This is a genomic window from Pantoea sp. SGAir0418 (assembly GCF_043529865.1).
The window spans coordinates 3600944-3620393 of sequence record NZ_CP027911.1; the positions used below are offsets into that span (position 1 = coordinate 3600944).

Sequence of the window (19450 nt, forward strand, 5' to 3'; positions counted from 1 at the left end):
GGAGAAATCTCTTACAAGAAACGTCTGAAAGGAAAATCTAAGATAATGAATTTTAGTGGGATTTTTCGCACCCTTCAGGCCATGAACCGCGCCATGACCTGAAGGAAATGCTTAAGACAGGCTTACTGCTTTTCCAGCACCCGGATATCCGCGCTGCCCTGTTTTAGCTGCACGCTGTCATCCTGGCGCAGTTTCGCCACCTGTTTCGCCGTGACTTTGGTCTGCACGCCGTTGCCCCAGCTGCTGCGGATAAAGTTCACCACATCAGCCACCTGGCTGTCGTTCAGACGCCAGCCAAACGCCGGCATAGTGATCGCGGTCGGTGCGCCTTTCACGCCCGGCAGCGTGCCGCCTACCAGTACGATGTGAATCAGCGACGTCGGATCCTCTGCCATCACCACCGGATTACCGCGCAGTGCCGGATAGAAGCGTTGATAGCCGCTGCCGTCGGTTTTATGACACGCCGCACAGCTGTCGACATACACGCCGGCACCCGGCTGGCTGTCGTCACCTTTCCACAGCGCCCGGGCCACTGCGTCATCCTCACGGAACACCGCCTGAGACGGATCTTTCGCGCCGAGCGATTTCAGGTAACGGGCAATCGCGCTGATATCCGCATCGCTGAGATACTGCAGGCTGTGCTGCACTACCTCGGTCATGCCACCAAACGCCGCCGTGTGATCGTTACGGCCATAGCGCAGGAACTGCTGCAGATCCGCTTCGCTCCAGCGCCCCAGGCCATCGCGGTTGTCACCGCGCAGGTTGCTGGCGGTCCAGCCGTCAATCGGCGCGCTGCTACCGGCAAGATAATCATTGCCCTGACCGTTATTCAGCGCTTTCTCCTGCATGGTGAAGCTGCGCGGCGTGTGGCAGGCACCGCAGTGGCCCAGCCCTTCCACCAGATAGCGACCGCGTGCCAGCGCCGGATCTTCCTGCGCGGCCGGCTGGAACGCCTTCACATCTGGCGCAAACAGGCCGCGCCAGATCGCCAGCGGCCAGCGCATCGACAGCGGCCACGGAATGTCGCTCTCTTTGTTAGCCTGCGCCACCGGCGCCACGCCGTGCATGAAGTAGGCATACAGCGCCTTCATGTCGTAATCGCTGACCACCGCATAAGATGGATACGGCATCGCCGGATAGAGCGTGTCGCCGTTTTTCGCCACGCCATGACGCACCGCTTTCTGGAAGTCGTCATAGCTGTAGTCACCAATGCCGGTTGCCTTATCCGGCGTGATATTGGTGGAGTAGATGGTGCCAATCGGCGTCGCCATCGCCAGGCCGCCGGCAAACGGTTTACCGCCTGCGGTGCTGTGGCAGGCGACGCAGTCACCGGCGCGCGCCAGATACTCACCGCGCTGCACCAGCGCATCGGCGGCGGTGTCCTCCGCCAGCGCGGCGAACGACAGGGTGCCCAGCAACAGGGCTGTTAAACTTTTGATCATCGCCATGTTCCTTATGCCTGTACCAGCGGGCCGGGGTTTTTCAGATACTGTTCACGAATCGCTTTGGCGGACCAGTAGCTCAGCGCCGCCACCATGCCGGTCGGGTTGTAGCCCAGTCCCTGCGGGAAGGCAGAAGCGCCGGCGACAAACACGTTCGGCACATCCCAGCTTTGCAGATAGCGGTTCACCGCGCTGGTTTTAGGATCTTCGCCCATGATGGCGCCGCCGCTCATGTGCGTGGTCTGGTACACGGTGGTATCGAAATGGGCACCCGGCCCTTTCGCGCCGCCAATGATCATCTTCGGATTCATCGCTTCGGTGATTTTGCGCATCTTGCCGATCATGAACTGCGCCATTTTGATGTCGTTGTCCTGCCAGTCAAAGGTCATACGCAGCAGCGGCTGGCCGTAAGCATCTTTGTAGTTGGGATCGAGATCGAGGTAGTTAGCGCGATACGACTGGTGCGCGCCGTGCGCATCCATCGACACGTGATGGTTATAGGTATCCGCCACCGCCGCTTTCCACTGGCTGCCCCAGTTCGGCGTGCCTGTTGGCGTCGGCAGGCCGGAGATCGGCTTGGTGCCCGCCTGGTTGACCCAGAACGGTGAACCGCCGACAAAGCCGTACGGACCATGGTCAAAGTTATCGGCGTTGTAATCATCCACCGCCACACCGGCGCCACCGGCACCGATAAACGGATTGGTGGTGGTGTTTTTATCAAACAGCGCCTTCAGCGTGGAGATGTTCTGGTAGGCAAAGTTACGGCCGACCACACCCTCGTTGCTGATAGGGTTGTACGGCTTGCCGATACCAGACAGCAGCATCAGGTGCACGTTGTGGAACTGGAAGGCGGAGAGGATCACCAGATCCGCCGGTTGCTCCACTTCACGTCCCTGACCGTCCAGATAGGTGACGCCGGTCGCGCGTTTTTTATCGTCGGTCAGATTGACGCGCAGCACATACGCGTTGTTGCGCAGCTCAAACTTCGGCTCCTGGCGCAGCGCGGGCAGAATGTTAACGTTCGGCGACGCTTTGGAGTACATGTAGCAGGCGTAGCCGCTGCAGTAGCCGCAGAAGTTGCACGGCCCCATCTGCGCGCCGTAAGTATTGGTGTAAGGACCGGAGGTGTTGGCCGACGGCATATCGTAAGGATGATAGCCCACCGACTCCGCCGCCTGGGCAAACAGCTGTGCCGACCAGGTGCGCTTCTGCGCGGGCAGCGGGAAGTCGCTGGAGCGATCCGGCGCATACGGGTTGCCGCCTTTCTCTTTGCCCACCACTTTGCCCTTGATTGACCAGGCGCTGCCGGAGGTGCCGAACACTTTTTCCGCCTGATCGAAGAACGGTTCCAGTTCGTCATAGCTGACGCCGAAATCCTGAATGGTCATGCCTTCCGGGATAAAGTTTTTGCCGTAACGCTGCTCGTAGTGACTGCGCAGGTTCAGCTCGACCGGGTCGACGCGGAAGTGCACGCCCGACCAGTGCAGGCCGGCGCCGCCGGTGCCGGTGCCCGGCAGGAATGCCGCCAGCTGACGATACGGTACGGCGGTTTGTGAGGCATCGTGACGGATAGTCACAGTGCTTTTTGACAGATCCTGGAACAGCTTTTTGCGGATGTTATAAGTCAGTTCATCAATGGACTGTGGATAGGATCCATCCGGATAGGTATCGCGATGCGGCCCGCGCTCCAGCGCCACCACATGCAGACCGGCCTCGGTCAGCTCTTTCGCCATGATCGCCCCGGCCCAGCCGAAACCGACGATCGCCACATCCACTTTTTTTAACGTATTTGCCACGGTTACGCCCTCTCGCCGCGAATATCAACTGACGGGAACGGATAACGTTCGCCGCGCTCTACCCAATCCATAAAGTCGGCGCGTGCGCCAGGGAAGCCGATCAGCTTCCAGCCCACCATGCCCTGATTGCCGCCGTGGATCGGATCGCTGAAGTAGCCCTCGCGGGTGTTTTGCAACAGAAAGGCGAAGAAGGTTTTGGCCGGCACCTGCGGGAATTGTGCGCTGCCGTTTTCGAAGGCGCTCAGTAGCGCGTCCTGCTGCGTGGGCGTCAGCTCAGCAAATACCTTGCCGTGCTGCTGTTTGCTCCAGCCATCGGCATCGGCCAGGCCGAGACGGTAGATCTGCTGCGGCACCAGTGGCAGCTGATAGCCGAGCTCTTTTGGCAGATCCGGATTGAACGGTCCCTGCATATACCAGTTGCTGCCGCTGGCATACGGCGTATTCATCTGGCGATCGATAAACTCCGGTACGCCGGCTTCCAGCGCGCCAGGACCACGTTCATCGTTGGGGATCAGGCGCGCCACGGCGGCTTTGATGAAGGCAAACTCTTCGGCGGTAAACCACACCGGTTGATACTCGCGCGCCTGCTGCGGCGCAGCGGCCGACGACGCTGCCGCACCGGCGGCCATTGGCGCGACCAGTGCGCCCATCGCCGTACTGCCTACCGCCATTGCCGGCGCCAGGGTGATGGTTCTCAGCAGGAAATCCCGGCGAGTGTGACCCTTTTTTTCTTCTGACATGACATTGCCTCATTACCGCATATAATGCGGCATGAAAGTTAAGTAGTTGCGTTGTAATGATTTTTATTGGCGTTTTAAGGGATACAGCAAGACTGTTACCGGTAACAGTTGGCGTAGTGTAACACCATCGCCGTTAATAATTTAGTTTCCCGAAACAAATGAGCACAAAAAACTTAACAACTAACTCTGCCGCTTTACATAAAAGCGGCGATGCTGTCATCGTCGGATACAACCGACAACAGACAGATAAATGCCGGAAGCGGTATAAAGAGTACACACAACAGCGGAGTGCCTATGTTTAAGTCCTATTTTCCGCGGCCGGCGCTGTTTTTCAGCTCGGCCGCGATTTGGAGCCTGATTGCCATTTTTGCCTGGTTTGGCTTTTTCAATGATTTTCCGGCGCGCTTTCCCGCTTTGCAGGCGGCGATGCAGCAGCCGCTGCCGACCAACGCCAGCCGCTTTATCCACGCCAGCCAGCTGTGGTTTTATGCCTATTACTGGATCATGGGCGGCGCCTTTGCGCTGGTGTGGCGCATCATCGACAACCATCCGTGGCAGCGCTGGTCGGTATGGGGATCGTTACTGATTATCTTTGTCACCTGGTTTGGCGTGCAGGTTGGCGTCGGCGTTAACGCCTGGTATGGTCCGTTTTACGACATGATTCAACAGGCGCTGACCAAAGCTGGCTCGGTGAGCATCAATCAGTTCTATGTGCAGGTACTGGCGTTTCTCGGCATTGCGCTGATCGCGGTAGTGATCGGCGTGATGAACTCGTTTTTCGTCAGCCACTGGGTATTCCGCTGGCGTACCGCGATGAACAACTACTACATGCATAACTGGCAGCGCCTGCGTCTGGTAGAAGGTGCCGCACAGCGTGTGCAGGAAGACACCATGCGCTTCGCCAGTACGCTGCAGGACTGGGGCATCAGCTTTATTCAGGCCATCATGACGCTGGTGGCGTTTCTGCCGGTGCTGGTGACGCTATCGCATCACGTGAAAGAAGTGCCGATCCTCGGCAATATCCCTTATGCGCTGGTGATCGCCGCGCTGCTGTGGTCGCTGTTTGGTACCGCGCTGCTGGCGCTGGTGGGGATTAAACTGCCGGGGCTGGAGTTCCGCAATCAGCGGGTGGAAGCCGCGTACCGTAAAGAACTGGTGTACGGCGAGGACGATCCGCAGCGCGCCGCGCCGCCTACGGTGCAGGAGCTGTTCAGCCGCGTGCGTCACAACTATTTCCGCCTCTATTTCCACTATCTCTATTTCAACATCACGCGCATTCTCTATCTGCAGGTGGACAATGTGTTCGGGCTGTTCGTGCTGTTCCCTTCCATTGTCGCGGGCACCATTACGCTGGGGCTGCTTAACCAGATCACCAACGTGTTCGATCAGGTGCGCTCGTCGTTCCAGTATCTGATTACGTCGTGGTCCACGCTGATTACGCTGATGTCGATCTACAAACGTCTGCGCAGCTTTGAGCAGATTCTGCAGGATATTCCGCACGAAGAGATGCTGCGCGAAGCCTCGGAGTAAGCGGAAAAGGCTCGGAGGCAGAACCGCACTGTACTCCGACATCACTCAGAACAGTCCCCTCTCCCGCCCGCGGGAGAGGGTTAGGGTGAGGGCGAACCCCGCACCCATCCGCCCCATTTTCAGCCCGCCAGCACCGCAAACACCTTCTCAATCGCGTACGCGCCCGGATCCTTCACGCCATCCAGACTCTGCTGATTCAGATAAGCCGAACGGCCCGCCTTCGCGCTCTGCATCTGCGCCGTCGCATCGGCACCCTGTTGCGCAGCGGCCGCCGCATCCGCCAGCGATTCACCCGCCGCTAACGCTTCCAGTGCCGGCTGCAGCGCATCCACCAGCGTGCGATGTCCCGGCTGCGCGCCGCCGTAGTGCTTCATCCGCTCCAGTCCATGCATCAGCGCCTGCGGCAGCGTGCTGCCCTCTTCCAGCTGCTGTCCGGCCGAAGTAAACAGAATCGACATCAGCACTCCGCTCGATCCGCCCATCACCGTCGCCAGCTGTTCGCCCACCAGCGCCAGCAGCGTAGGCAGCTCATCCAGCGGCAACTGCTGTTCACGCAGGCCGCGCTGGATTTTCTTCGCGCCGGCGGCAAAGGTCGAGCCGGTATCGCCATCGCCGACTTTGGCGTCCAGCGCATTCAGCTCGCTCTCCAGATCGATCAGCGTCTGCGTCACGCGCTCAACCACCTGCGCCACTTCAGCGTTATCAGAAGGATCGAAATCCAGCACGCTGCCGATGCGTTCAGCGCGCTGCAGGCTGATGGGCGCAAAGTCGTACATCGGCGTCCAGCCCAGCACCTGCACCGGCGCATGCAGCGCCTCGAAAAACGCCTCTTCCAGCGCCAGCAGCGTCAGCGAAAACCCTTTCATATCCAGCGCGCTGACCAGCGTTGCCGGGCCAATTAAATGGGTGATGCGCGCCGCCAGCGGCGACTGCAGTACCTCGCGCGTGAGCAGCGCCAGCTCCAGCTGGGAAAAGCCGCCGAGATTGTTGATCATCAACAGCGCCTGTTTGCCGTCGGGCAGCGCCTGCGCCAGCTGATCGGTCATGATGCTGGTAATTTTGCGGCTGTTTTGCGTATCCAGCGTGATCACGCCCGGCTCACCGTGAATGCCCATCCCCAGCTCGCTATGACCGGCTGCCACGCGATCGTCGCGCTTTTCACCCGGAATGTGACAGGTGGCAAACGCCAGGCCGATGGAGGACGTGGCGTCGATGGTGCGCTGCGCCAGCGCTTTAACCTCGTCGAGCGATTGGCCGTGCTCCGCAGCGTAGCCGGCGATTTTGTGCACCAGCACGGTGCCGGCAATGCCGCGCGGCTGCGGATTTTCCGGCAGCGCGATATCGTCCTGCACCATCACCAGCTCCACCTTGTAACCAAGATTTTTCGCCTTTTCCGCTGCGAGGCCAAAGTTGAGCCGGTCACCGGTGTAGTTCTTCACAATCAGCAGACAGCCCGCCTCACCGGTGACGTTAACGATGGCGTTCAGCACCGCATCCACGCTCGGCGAGGCGAAGATATCGCCGCACACCGCAGCGGTCAGCATCCCTTTGCCGACAAAGCCCGCATGCGCCGGTTCGTGGCCGGAGCCACCGCCGGAAATCAGTGCGACTTTGCTTTTATCCCAGTCCGAACGCACCACCACGCGAATCTCATCGCCCAGATCGAGACGGGTCAGGTTGTGCCACGGTGTGCTGAGTAACACGCCTTCGATCGCTTCGTTCACCAGATCGTTTTTTTCATGCATAAAAAACTGGCTCATTGCACTCTCCCCTTAGGTGTTGTCGTCCTAAAGGTAGCGTAAGCCGGGCGGGAAAGGGGGGATCAAGGCCGGAAATGCAAAGGGCGACACACGTCGCCCCTGAGTTTCGGATAATTACGCCCTACAGCGCGATGCGTAACACGCTGTCCGGGTTTTTTGGCGGTTCCTTGCGTGAGCCCGGCTGCTTGATGCTGACGAACAGCGTGTTGCCATCGGCGGAGAGCGCCAGGCTGTTCGGCAGGCCCGGCGCTTTCACCGTGCGTTTCACTTTATAGCTGCTGGCATCGATGATGCTGATCTCACCGGTTTTACGGTGCGTGACATACAGCTCGTCACGGTCAGCATTGAACAGCACCGCCAGCGATTCCGGTACCTCAATACGCTGAATCACCTGCTGTGTCCGGGTATCCAGCACCAGCACCTGCGGCTGCTTCGCATCGCTGAGGAAAGCGCGGTGGCCTTTGCTATCCAGCGCAATGTTCAGGAAAAAGTGCTCTTTATCACCGTCAATTTTCTGGCGCTTTTCAATCGCGTTCAGGCGGGTATTGATGGTGACCAGCTCGCCATCGGCATTGGTGACATACAGTTTCTGCGCGGCGGCATCCAGCGCCAGCCCGGTGCCCATTTTGCCGGTATTCGGGATAGTGCTGATGAGCTGCAGCGTTTTGCCGTCCACCACCCACACCACGCTTTGCGCGCCGAGACCGGTGATGTACACGCGATTGGTTAGCGCATCCGCGACCAGTTCACGCGGCTGCAGCGGACGAACCGTGTCACCGCGCTTGCGGCCATCCAGCACCAGCGTGTTGATCACCTTACCGCTGCTGGCATCCACTGCGGTCAGCGCACCGTTGACCGTGTTGCCGAAGTACAGCACGTTGGTGTGCTGATTGATGGCGGCACCAAACGTTTTCAGGTCGGTATTGATGGTTTGTTTCACCGCCAGATTCTGCGGATCGAGACGGTAAACGGTACCGCCCTGCGGGTTGCCGGCGTTTTGCGCCGTGGCGAGGAACAGCGCGTTGTCGCTGTTGCTGAAGGCCAGTTCATAGGCGCCTTTGGCGATCGGCTGATTGAGCGGCTGCGTTTCCGCCGCCTGCAGCGCGCTGCAGGACAGCAGCGCCGTGGCCACCAGTAGCGGACGCAGCGCCCACTGCATTGTTTTATTCGCTTTCATAACTTCTCCATAGCAAAACCACCGCCGTGCGGCAGTGAAATGAAAGCCCGACATTGCAACCAATAGGAAATTCAGCCCGAGGCGAGCCGATAAGGATGTTAGTTTTTGCGAATAATAATCATTTATGCGGAAAAGGGACAGGGATTTATGGCGTTAGCAACGCCGCCAGGGCACCCGAAGGCACCCTGTCAGCACAGAGGGTAAGGCAAACTTATTGGGTCAGTTCTGCGGTCATGTGAACGCCGTTGTTGAAGTTGGCTTCAGTCACTTTGTAGGAAGCACCAAGTTCCTGGGCTTTAGCAGCGATTTGCGCTTCAGCACCGTCAAGCGTAGAGGCGGTAGCGGTCACGCTTTGCGCGAAGCTGGCAAATGGCAGAACAGAGAGAGCAATAACAGCAGCAAAAGTTTTGATAGTTTTCATGGTCATTTCCTTAATGATGTTTGATTGAATAAGGCGACATCGCCTTGATGTGAGATATAGTAGGCCGGCAACCGATCAAAAAAAAGCGCAGAGATTTGCCTAAGTCATTCGAATATTTTGACTATAAAAAGCACATTTAGCGCAACCTGTGCGCAAAGGGTTAAAAAACCACGGTTTGAATAAAAGGCAGGATTTATTGCTGCGATTGGTGAGACCAGGCATCGGCGGCAAAAGCGGCGCCGCGACCCCCCTGAAGCGAGTCGCGGCGCGCCGGATGGCGGTAAACGGATTTAACCGTGATGCCGCACGCGGGTAAAGATGGTGATGGCGGCCAGCAGCATCAGCACGCCGCTGGCGAGGAATACGCCGCCTGCACCCTGCAGATCGAACATCCAGCCACCGGCTGCCGCACCGGCGGTGATCGCCAGCTGAATAGTTGCCACCAGCAGTCCGCCGCCCGATTCGGCGTCGTCCGGCACCGCGCGCGACAGCCAGGTTGACCAGCCAGTCGGCATTGAACCAAACGCCAGCCCCCACAGCGCGACGCCGCTCGCCACCAGCCAGGAGACGTGGCCAAAGCTCACCAGCAGTACCGCCGTCACGCTCATCACCAGCGCCATGCCGGTCAGCGTCAGCGACACGCTGCGCGTCACCAGCCACGCGGCCAGCGAGGTGCCGAAGAAGTTCGCCACGCCGAACGCCAGCAGCACCAGCGACAGCTGATTCACATTCAGCTGCGCGCTGGTTTCCAGGAACGGACGCAGATAGGTAAAGAAGGCAAAATGGCCGGTAAACATCATGATCACCGCCAGCATGCCCCAGCGCATCACGCTCTGACGCAGCAGGTCCAGCACGCCGCCGCTGCGCGCTTTGTTCTCCGGCGGCATCGACGGCAGGGTGAAGAACTGCCAGAACAGCGCCAGCACGCCCAAAACACCGGTCAGCAGGAAGATATTACGCCAGCCAATCAGCCCGCCAAGATAGCTGCCCAGCGGCGCGGCAATGATGGTGGCCAGCGAAATACCGCTGAACACAATCGACAGCGCGCGCGGCACCTGATCGGCGGGCACCAGCCGCATGGTAATGGCGGTCGACAACGTCCAGAAGCCGCCAATCGCCATGCCGAGCAGCACGCGCGCCAGTAAAATCATCGGCAGATTTTCGGCAAACGCCACCAGCAGCGCCGAGGCGATGAGCAGCAACGTGAACGCCAGCATCACCAGGCGGCGGTCGAGGCGGCGCGTGACGTTACCAATCACCAGGCTGGTCAGCAGCGCCACCAGCGCGGTAACCGTGACCGTCTGGCCCGCCTGCCCTTCGCTGACGCGCAGCGAGTCGGCAATCGGTGTCAGCAAGCTCACCGGCAGAAATTCTGCGGTGATCAGGCCGAAGACGCCAAACGCCATGGCGAACACCGCGCCCCATGCGGGTTTCTCTACCGCAATGCTTGTTTCCACTACTTCAGTATCCAGACTCATCTGCGATCCCCATCACAAAATATCAGGCTGTAAGCATAGAGAGACGACGCAAGACGATCTATGATACAGAAACTTTGTTTTTTGATAATTCGTCTGGATTGTATGAGCCGCTATGAAGATTTGACCAGCGAACTGCTGATGGGCATGCGCCTGTACGGCGTCAAATATCAGCGCATCGCGCTGCATGCGCCGTTTGGCCTGCAATATGATGACGCGCCGGGCAAGGCGCAGCTGCACTTTGTTGGCCGCGGCTCGCTGCTGATTCGCTCCGCTTCCGGCACCGTCTATCCGCTGCAGGCGGGCGATGCGCTGCTGATTCCGCACGGTAAGCCGCACGCGCTGATCTCCGGCGAAGATGCGGTGTGCGTGCCGATCGCTACCTTTAACAGCAAACCCATCTGCGACAGCGTGTGCGCCATCAACGATGCGCCGGACGCGGATGCCTGCCCGGACGACAGCGATGTGATTTTATTCAGCGCCTGCATGGCGTTTGAGCTGGGCGGCATGCAGCCGCTGGTGCACACCATGCCGGACGTGATGCTGGTCAGCACGCTGCTGGCGCAATACCCGGAGATCCAGCCGATTCTGGATGCCATGGAGCGTGAAACGCGTCAGCGCAAGGCGGGCTTTGCCGGCATTTTGTCGCGGCTGGCCGATGTGGTGGCGGCGCAAATTGTGCGGGGCTGGGTGGAGAATGGCTGTGGTCAGGGCAGCGGGCTGGTGCAGGCGCTGCGCGATCCGCGCCTCAGCCCGGCGATGGCGGCCATGCACCGCGCGCCCGGCGAAAACTGGACGGTGGAGCGGCTGGCTCGCGAATCCGGCAGTTCACGTTCGGTGTTTGCCGCGCGCTTTCAAAACGCCACCGGCATGACGCCGCTGCGCTACCTTACCGAACTGCGCATGCGTCTGGCGGTGGAGCGCATAGTTAACGATGGCGAAGCGGTGGAGAGCGTGGCGTTCCACCTCGGTTACGGTTCACTGGCCGCCTTCGGTCGCGCCTTCAAACGCATTGTCGGCACACCGCCCGGCGCACTGCGCGCCGGACGTGAAGCGTCGTGAAACTTAGCGAAACACGCTGATCGCTTCAACCAGCCGGTTGGCCTGATGCGCCATTCGGCCGGAGGCTTCTGCGCCTTCCGCCACGCGCGCCGCGTTCTGATGGGTGATGTCGTCGAGATCCTCCACCGCGCTACTGACTTCGCTCAGCGCGATGGATTGTTCGGCCGTCGCCGCGCTGATTTGCGCGATCAGGGCGGTGACATTCTGCACCTGATCGACCATCGCCTGCATCGTGTGGCCGGCCGCATCGGCGTGATCGCTGCCCGACTGCACGCGGCCGGCGCTGGTTTCCACCAGGTTTTTGATCTCGCTGGCGGCTTTGGCGCTGCGCTGTGCCAGACTGCGCACCTCGCCCGCCACCACCGCAAAGCCTTTGCCCTGCTCACCGGCACGTGCCGCTTCCACCGCCGCGTTCAGCGCCAGAATATTGGTCTGGAAAGCGATGCCGTCAATCACGCTGGTGATGTTGGCGATACGCTTCGAGCTATCGGCAATTTCCGCCATCATGCCGACCATCTCCTGCATCACTTCACCGCCTTTGATCGCCGCTGCGCTGGTGCTGGCCGACAGCGTATTCACTTCGCTGGCGGTTTCCGTATTGCTTTTGACCGTGGCGGTCATTTCGTTCATGGTCGCCGCCGTTTGCTGCACGTTCGCCGCCGCCTGCTCGGTGCGACGGCTCAGTTCATCATTGCTGCGCGCGATGGCGTCGCTGGCGCTCAGGACGTTGATCGCCTGGCCGCTGACGTCATCCACCAGCCAGCGGAACATCAGGCCCAGCTGGCCGATAGCGCGCTGCGTCATGCCGATCTCATCCACCCGATCTATGTGCTCGACTTTGTGGCTGGCGCCGGTGGCCACGCTCAGCGCCTGACGGCACATGCGCTCCATCGGGCGCGAGATCTGCTGCTCCAGCCACAGGCTGGCCAGCAGCAGCAGCCCGGCCATGCCGCCGCTGAAGCAGCCGATCGCCAGGGGTGCCATGCCCAGCAGCCAGACGCCCAGTATCGACAACGGCAGCAGCACGATCAGCGTGCTGCGGATGCGCCAGCGCAGCGGCAGCGTTTTCAGCACTGAAGTCAGTCGCCGCCAGCCGCTGCCAACAATCAGCCCTTTATGGAAGCGACGCCCTTTGGCACGCCCTTCACGAAAATCACGGTACAGCGTCTCGCACTGACGGACCTCCTCCGCCGACGGTTTGGTGCGTACCGACATATAGCCCTGCAGCTTGCCCTCGCGCACCACCGGAATGGCATTGGCGCGCACCCAGTAGTGATCGCCATTCTTGCGCCGGTTCTTGACCAGCGCGGTCCAGGGTTCGCCCTGCTTCAGCGTGCTCCACATATCGGCGAACGCTTCCGGCGGCATATCCGGATGACGCACCATGTTGTGTGGCTGGCCGTTGACCTCTTCCGGGGTGAATCCGCTGACCTCAATAAAGGCGTCGTTGGCGTAGGTGATGTGGCTGTTGAGATCGGTGGTCGACATCAGCGTGGCGCGATCGTCGAAGACGAATTCACGCTGGGTGATGGGCTGGTTATTACGCATGTGTGAGTCCTTGCAAAACGCAGGCTGAAGAGAAATCGATAATACTTTTTTACCTTTTCGGCAGCACAATGGCCTGGCTTTAGCGCGGCTATTTAATTTTTGTTCTTAATAAAGCCGGAGTGCGCGGCGCTTCACAGTTCTGGCCGCGGGCGGGATCGATAAAAAATCATTTAGGGTAAATGAGATCGAGCTTTGGCTGAGTACGATAAGTTTGTCAGTTGAACCTCAAACTGTTCGACAATCGTTGCACATTTGGTAGCGGCGCAATTTATTGCGCGATAAATCGCGCCGCTACAAATTTTGTGCGATTTGCGGCTGCCCTGACCGGTCGGCATTACACCGTTCACGGCGACCGCGTCATGCGCACGTACTGTCAGAACTGCCAGCGCACGCCGAGGTTGTAACGCCAGCCTCTGGCGCCGTTGCCGTCGATCTCCTTGCGGTAATCCGCTTCGGCGTACAGCGACACATCCTGCTGCAGCGTCACCGTGCCGCCGGCGCCCACTTCCCACATCTGGCCAAAATTACCGCTGCTGAAGCTGGCGCCGAGCGCCGGATTATCGGCAGCCGACACCGATGTCTGCGCCGTACCGCCCCAGCCTTTGTAATAATTCGCGCGCAGATAAGGCGTGTACTGGCGGTTGCTGTCATCGGTCCAGCTGCGATCGAGACGCGCACCGAGACGGCCAATCGTCTGGTGATAATCGCCATAGCGCACCTGGTTATTGTCCTCATCCGTGAAATCGTTCATGTTCAGTTTCAGGTACATCAACTGCGCCTGCGGCTCCAGCTTGTAGCCCTCGCCGAGTTCAAACGGATAACCGCTCTCCAGCGAGGCGGTCCAGCCGTGGCCCTTCAGCTTTGCCTCGCGCTGCTGGCGCGCAATGTCGGTTTCACCACGATGCCAGTCAAACGACAGCACACCGTCGAGATAAAAGCCGCTCTGGCGCTGCCAGGTGCCGTACAGCGCCAGGCTGTCGCTGTCAAAACTGGTGCTGCTGTAACCGTCTGCCGCCTGCGGACGGATGCGCGTATTGCCGCGCGTGTAGGCCACGCCGCCGCGCAGGCTGTCCTGCTCACCGTCGAGACGCAGCAGGTTGCCGCCAAGCTGCACCGCGCTTTAGTCGAGGTCAAACCCGTAGCCGTAATCGCTAAAGCTGCGGTCGCTTTTGTATTTCAGGTTCGAGCCGATATAGCGCAGGAACATCTCACCGCCTTGACCCGCCGGGCGCGTCTGCTCGTGACGCAGTTCGCCAAGACGCTTGTGCAGGTCATCAATAATCGCGGCGGTGTAATAGGCGAGGCCAACCGGTGCTGAAATGTACGAGGGCACCTGCGGCACCACCGCCGGACGCGCATCGTAGCGCTGTGGCGTACCAAATCCGCTGGTAACCAGCGCCGGCTGGCAGCTGTCGCTATCCTCGCAAACGTAGTAGTTTGCCAGCCGGTAATCCCAGTAATTGTTGCCGCTGCCGCTCAGCAGGCGCTGCGCCGGATCGCTGCTGCCCGGCGCGAAGCTGTACAGCCGGTACTGCCACGGTCCGGCACCGAGATAGCCATCCCTGAGCGCAAAGCTGTTCTGGCCGGCGTTGCCGCCCACCTGCGCCAGCGAAATGCCTTCATTGCCCTCAATGCCGCCGTTGCGGTTGCGATCGGTGAGCGCCGCGCTGCTTGCCGCATCCAGCCTGACGTTGAGCAGCGTGGTGCCGCTAGCGTTACCGCTGACGTTGATGTGGTCGGTGAACTGGTTGCTCAGCGCGCCGCCGTCATTCAGGCGGGTCACCAGATTCGCCTGACCGCCCATCGACGCCAGCGAGCCGTTGATGTCCAGCGTATTGCCCGGCGAACCGCCGCCATTGGTGAGATCCAGCGTGCCGCTGTTATTCACCTGCAGCGAATCCGCTGTGCCGCCCGCCAGCGTAGGATGCACGTTGTCACCGGCATACAGCGTTGAGCGCCTATCAATGTTGATGGTGCTGTGCGCCAACTGCAGATTGTCGGTCAGCGTCCAGCGGCTATCCGCGAAGTTAATGATGCTCCAGCCGCTGCCGAGGTTAACGCCTTTGCTCAGGTCATCCGCGCTGAAGCTGCCGCCGCGCGCCGTAATCTGGTCAAAGGTCAGGCTGTTACCGGTGCCGTTGCCGCTGGTGAGATGGTAAGTAGTGCTGAGATCGACGCCGCTGACGTCGGCGATATTGTTGTTGTCTGCGCCCATGGTCAGGCTGCCGTTGAGCGTACCGCCGGTCCAGCGGAACGTGTCGCTGCCGCCGCCAGGATTGATGTCGCCCAGCACGTCACCCTGCGTCAGCAAAATCACATCGTCGGCGTTACTGCCCGCCACCGCCACGCTTTGCGCCGTGGCCGTCACGATAGTACCGAGGTTCTCGAATACCGTTTTGCCGCCGCGCAGATCGACCACCGGTGCCGTCAGACTGCTGGAGCGCAGCGTGCCGCGGTTGACGATGGTGCCGGCGGTGCTGGAGACCAGTGCCGAACCGCCTGCCGCATTGCTGATATTGACGCTGGCGGCGGTGACGATATTTCCCGTGGTGTTGGCGCGAATCCCGGTGCCGCCGGCGCCGGTGACATTGAAAACGTAACCCGAACCCAGCGTCAGATCGCCGCCGGTGGTCGATCCATCGGCGTTGGCGATGGTCAGGCCGTTACCGCTGCCGGATACATGGGTGGTCACGGTGGAGGCGGGATCGAACGCGACGGCGGTGCGGATGCCGTTGCCATCGCCGACGTTAAGCATCAGGTTGCTCAGGCTCACGTTGTCCAGCTCCGCGCGGTTTTCGATGCCGTTGCCGCTGCCCAGTACGTTGATGGTGGCGTCGCGCGCGCTGAGCGCCGCCGCGCCGCTGTCGAGCAAAATGCCATGCGCCGTGCCGCGCGTGGTGATCAGCGTATCGCTGCCGGTCAGTGCCAGCTGCGCACCGTCGCTGATGCGCACGCCGGCCACGCCGTTATCGACATTGATGCTGCCGCCCTGCGCCAGCGTGGTGCCGCTGCCGCCGACATCTAACCCGGTGCCGCTGCTGACGTTAACCACGCCATTATTGGTCAGCGTGCTGCCGGCGCGCGAGCGCATGCCGATGCTGTTGCTGCCGGTCAGCGTCAGTGCGCCATTGTTCTCCAGTGCCGCGCCGTTGGTCAGGTCAAAGCCAACGGCACCGTTGCCAGCGCCGCTGATGCGGGCGTTGCTGGTGACGCGGGTGGCGGCAGCGCTGCCGTCCAGCGCATTACTGAGATCGCTGCGCAGCGTATTCACCAGCACGCCCACCGCGTTGTTGCCGCTGAGCGTGATGGTGCTGCTGCCGTCAAGCGTCGCCGCTGCGCCGCCCTCGACGCGCACGGCGGTGCTCTCCTCGCCGCTGGCGGTCAGATTGAGGTTGGCGCTGTTGAGGTTACTGCCGCTGCCGGAAACAATCACGCCGGTGCTGCTGGCGGCGCTGGCGCTCAGGCTGTTCGGCGTGCTGAAGCTCAGTGCCGCGCCGTCGTCAAGGCGGTAGCCGGTCGAACCACGCGTGCTGACATCCAGCGCGCTGGTGGCGGCGCGAATGCGCGATCCGTTACCCGCAGCGTGATAGGCGATCTGCTCGCTATTGTTAAAGATCGGCGTCGATCCGGCGGCGATATTCACCAGCGCACCGTCCAGCGCTTCGGCGCCGATGGCACCCCTGCCGTTGAGCGTGAGCGTACCGCCGTTGAGGTTCGCCACCGCCTGGCTACCGCTGGCGCTGACGCCGCGCGTACGGCGGGTGCTGCTGCCGCCATTCACGTCGATGTTGCCGCTGTTGCTGGCGATGGTGGTGAAGGTGCTGCCCGCGCTGTTCACCGCGATACCGGTGCCGCCGTCGCTGATGCTTATATTGCCGCTGTTACTGCCGGTCGCCCCGCTCTCCACGCGCAGGCCGGTGGTATTGGCCCCGCTGAAGTTGATGTTGCCGCTGTTGCTGAGCTGCGCGCGGTTGCGCGCCAGATAGCCGGTGATGCCGTTTTGCGCCGAATTGAGTTCTGCGGCGGAGGTCAGCCGCGTGCTGGCGACCGGCGCACGGCTGTTGGCACCGGTCAGCGTATGTTTCTGCCCGTCGGCAATCGCGCCCGTGGCGTTGCTGCCACTGAGGGTAATGGTGGTCGCCGCGTCAATGTTGCCCTGCGCACCGCCCTCGATATTGATGCCGATGGCGCCGGTGCCGCTGACATTGATCGTGGCGTTATTGGTCTTCACCAATGTTCCGCCACCGCCGGTGCCGTTCACCGCCACCGCACCCGCGCCGGAGGCGGTCAGCGTGGTATTAGTCCCGTCAAACGTCGCGCCCTGTTCGATGCGGAAGAGCGTCGAGTTAGTGGTGGTGACGTCAAAGGCGTTGTTGTCGTCCACGTTGATCAGCGCATTCGGGCCATAGGCAAAAAAACCAATTTGATTGCTGCCGGTGCTGAAGCGGGGAATGGCATTCTGCGTGACGTTAACCGTGGCGTTGCCGCGCGCGTGCACGCCAATTGCGCCGTTGCCGGTGAGGTTAATCGGCCCGTCCACGTTCGCTGCAGCAGTGCCGCTGCCCTGACCTTCCACCCACACGCCAAAGTTGCGCGTGCCGCTGGCCGGATCGGCTCCGCCTGCCACGTTGATGGTCCCGGTGGAGCTGGCGGCGGCGCTGTTACCACTGGTGGCCAGCACTTTCAGGCCGGTGCCGTTAACGCCGTTGAGGTTGATGGTGCCGCGATTCTCCAGCGTACCGTTGCTGTTAGTGACCAGCATGCCGACATTCTCGCGCGGCACGCGCGCAGCGCTGCCGTTGACGTCGATGGTGCCGCTGTTGATCAGCGTGGCATTGCTGGCACCGCTGACCGACATCCCGGCGGCGTTCTGTACGCGCGAGCCAATCACAATCGCCCCGTCGTTGGTGGCGCTACCGTTGGCCAGCAGCGCAATGCCGCTGGTCAGCCCGCTCTGGTTCAGGGCGGTCTCCGCCACGTTGTCGCTCAGGCTGTTCTGCGCGCCTCGCCCGAGATAAATCGTGCCGCCGCTGTTGTTGGTAAATCGGCTGCTGTCGGTGGTGAGCAGCACGCCGGAGGTGGTGCCGCGCGCGCTGGAACCGTTGACGCCCACGTTGATATTGCCGCTGTTGCTGGCCTGCGCATTGGCATCAAGACGGATGCCCGCCACGCCGTTGGTCAGATTGCTGCCGGTGGTACCGAGGTTAAGCACGCCATTGTTGGTGAAATCACCGCCGTTTTGCACCGTTACCGCCGTGGCGTTGTTGCTGGCCGCGCCGACGCCGGTGCCATCAATACGGTTGAGGAAACCGCCGTTGATGACGCCGCTGCTGCTGTTGGTAGCCGTCGCGCCATCCAGCGCCAGCGCGGTGCCGCGGCTCGCCAGTTTCCCGTCGATGGTAGCATTGGCCCCATTGGCCACGCGTACCGCGCCATCGCTGGCCCCTACCACTTCCAGCGTTTTACCGGCGGCGATAGTGACCTGCGAACCGGCGCCTTCAGCATTGATCACCACGCGGCTACCTATCGGCTGCGTCACTTCATCCGGCGCAGTGGCGCTGACGTTATAGACAATATCGCCGTTGGTGATAGTGACCGCCTGATTGAACGCGCTGAGGTAGCTGGCCGGCGCGAGATTGCCGGCCTGCAGCTGGCTCACCAGCCAGTTATTGTAGCTTTGCAGCTGGCTGGCATTGGTGACGTTGAAGGCGGTGGTTTTGCCGTCCAGCGTCTGCACGCTAAAGCTGCCGTTATAGGTCGCGAGATTTTGTACCGCCAGGCTATCGGTCACCTGGCCGCCGGAGACGTTGGCTGCAGAACCGTTAAAGGTGATGCGGTTGTTGTTGTTCCAGTTGAGGGTGCCGCCGTTACTGACCTGAAACAGCGTGGTGTTTTTGGCCGCCATGGTCCAGGCGTTGGTGCTGGCGCTGCTGTTGGCGTTAGCCTGACCAATGCTGACATCCAGCGAACTGCCGCTGCCGCTGACGTCGGCGATGCGCGCGTCGATATACTGATTGTCATTCACATTTTGCAGATCCGGCACCACCGTGCTGGCGGTAACCGGTGCCTGCGCCACCAGGCTGGCGGAATCAAACACCTGAAAAGTGGTGTTGCCGCCGGTAGTGGGATCCGGCACGGTGATGGCGAGGTTTTGCGGACCGGGATCGAGACGTGCCTGATTAAGGTATTGTGCGCCCGCCGCGATGGTCACCTGGCCGAGCGTGGTGTTGACCGCCCCGTCAATGCCCGGCTCAAATGCCTGATTACCGGTTAAGGTTGCGCTGCCGCCGTTAACGATCAGCGCGCCGCTCTGCTGGTCGTTATCGCGCGGATTATACGCGCCCAGTGTTGCCGCTTCCCCCACGCCGGGGAAATAAAACACCGCCTGCGCAGCGACGATCCCTAGCGCAATGGGATTCCGGATGAATCTCATACAACCTCCAGTAACAAGCAATCAGCGACGCTGTGAAAGGACAGCGAAAAAAGAACAAAGGTGCAG

General features: G+C 60.9%; 12 protein-coding genes. 2 read left to right on the forward strand and 10 right to left on the reverse strand.

What is annotated here, in order from left to right; all coding sequences use genetic code 11:
• Nucleotides 1-122 precede the first annotated feature (122 nt).
• The 3 genes from C1N84_RS16855 to C1N84_RS16865 are packed head-to-tail and all read right to left on the reverse strand — an operon-like array spanning nucleotide 123 to nucleotide 3978.
• Nucleotides 123-1442, reverse strand: a complete 1320-nt coding sequence (locus tag C1N84_RS16855) for a c-type cytochrome (RefSeq protein ID WP_264441724.1) — start codon at nucleotides 1440-1442, stop codon at nucleotides 123-125.
• An 11-nt stretch (nucleotides 1443-1453) separates the two neighbouring features.
• Nucleotides 1454-3238: a GMC family oxidoreductase gene (locus tag C1N84_RS16860; RefSeq protein WP_264441725.1), complete on the reverse strand. Its 1785-nt coding sequence runs from the start codon at nucleotides 3236-3238 to the stop codon at nucleotides 1454-1456.
• Nucleotides 3239-3240: 2 nt separating this feature from the next.
• Complete coding sequence (locus C1N84_RS16865; protein ID WP_058774918.1) at nucleotides 3241-3978, reverse strand: gluconate 2-dehydrogenase subunit 3 family protein; 738 nt, start codon at nucleotides 3976-3978, stop codon at nucleotides 3241-3243.
• Nucleotides 3979-4272: 294 nt separating this feature from the next.
• Here C1N84_RS16865 and sbmA point away from each other — a divergent pair, with 294 nt between their 5' ends.
• Nucleotides 4273-5508 carry a peptide antibiotic transporter SbmA gene (gene sbmA / locus C1N84_RS16870; protein WP_152391410.1) on the forward strand — a complete coding sequence of 412 codons (1236 nt, stop codon included), beginning with the start codon at nucleotides 4273-4275 and terminating at the stop codon, nucleotides 5506-5508.
• Nucleotides 5509-5627: 119 nt separating this feature from the next.
• Here the strand turns inward: sbmA and C1N84_RS16875 are convergent, their stop codons facing one another.
• The 4 genes from C1N84_RS16875 to C1N84_RS16890 form a co-directional block, all read right to left on the reverse strand.
• Complete coding sequence (locus C1N84_RS16875) at nucleotides 5628-7268, reverse strand: dihydroxyacetone kinase subunit DhaK (protein ID WP_264441726.1); 1641 nt, start codon at nucleotides 7266-7268, stop codon at nucleotides 5628-5630.
• A gap of 121 nt (nucleotides 7269-7389) precedes the next feature.
• Nucleotides 7390-8445, reverse strand: a complete 1056-nt coding sequence (locus C1N84_RS16880; RefSeq protein ID WP_264441727.1) for a 7-bladed beta-propeller protein YncE — start codon at nucleotides 8443-8445, stop codon at nucleotides 7390-7392.
• 211 nt (nucleotides 8446-8656) lie between these two features.
• On the reverse strand, nucleotides 8657-8866 hold the full coding sequence (locus C1N84_RS16885; protein ID WP_058757538.1) for a YdgH/BhsA/McbA family protein: 210 nt from the start codon (nucleotides 8864-8866) through the stop codon (nucleotides 8657-8659).
• A gap of 290 nt (nucleotides 8867-9156) precedes the next feature.
• On the reverse strand, nucleotides 9157-10344 hold the full coding sequence (locus C1N84_RS16890; RefSeq protein ID WP_058757539.1) for an MFS transporter: 1188 nt from the start codon (nucleotides 10342-10344) through the stop codon (nucleotides 9157-9159).
• A gap of 102 nt (nucleotides 10345-10446) precedes the next feature.
• Between C1N84_RS16890 and C1N84_RS16895 the strand changes: the two genes are divergently transcribed.
• Nucleotides 10447-11403, forward strand: a complete 957-nt coding sequence (locus C1N84_RS16895) for an AraC family transcriptional regulator (protein ID WP_394541676.1) — start codon at nucleotides 10447-10449, stop codon at nucleotides 11401-11403.
• 3 nt (nucleotides 11404-11406) lie between these two features.
• On the opposite strand, the gene C1N84_RS16900 is transcribed toward C1N84_RS16895, so the two are convergent.
• The 3 genes from C1N84_RS16900 to C1N84_RS16910 form a co-directional block, all read right to left on the reverse strand.
• The gene (locus C1N84_RS16900) at nucleotides 11407-12951 is read right to left on the reverse strand and encodes a methyl-accepting chemotaxis protein (RefSeq protein ID WP_394541677.1); all 1545 of its coding nucleotides are present in this window, start codon (nucleotides 12949-12951) and stop codon (nucleotides 11407-11409) included.
• Nucleotides 12952-13324: 373 nt separating this feature from the next.
• Complete coding sequence (locus C1N84_RS16905; RefSeq protein WP_394541678.1) at nucleotides 13325-14065, reverse strand: autotransporter outer membrane beta-barrel domain-containing protein; 741 nt, start codon at nucleotides 14063-14065, stop codon at nucleotides 13325-13327.
• Between the two features lie 6 nt (nucleotides 14066-14071).
• Complete coding sequence (locus C1N84_RS16910) at nucleotides 14072-19384, reverse strand: beta strand repeat-containing protein (RefSeq protein ID WP_394541679.1); 5313 nt, start codon at nucleotides 19382-19384, stop codon at nucleotides 14072-14074.
• Between the last annotated feature and the right edge of the window lie 66 nt (nucleotides 19385-19450).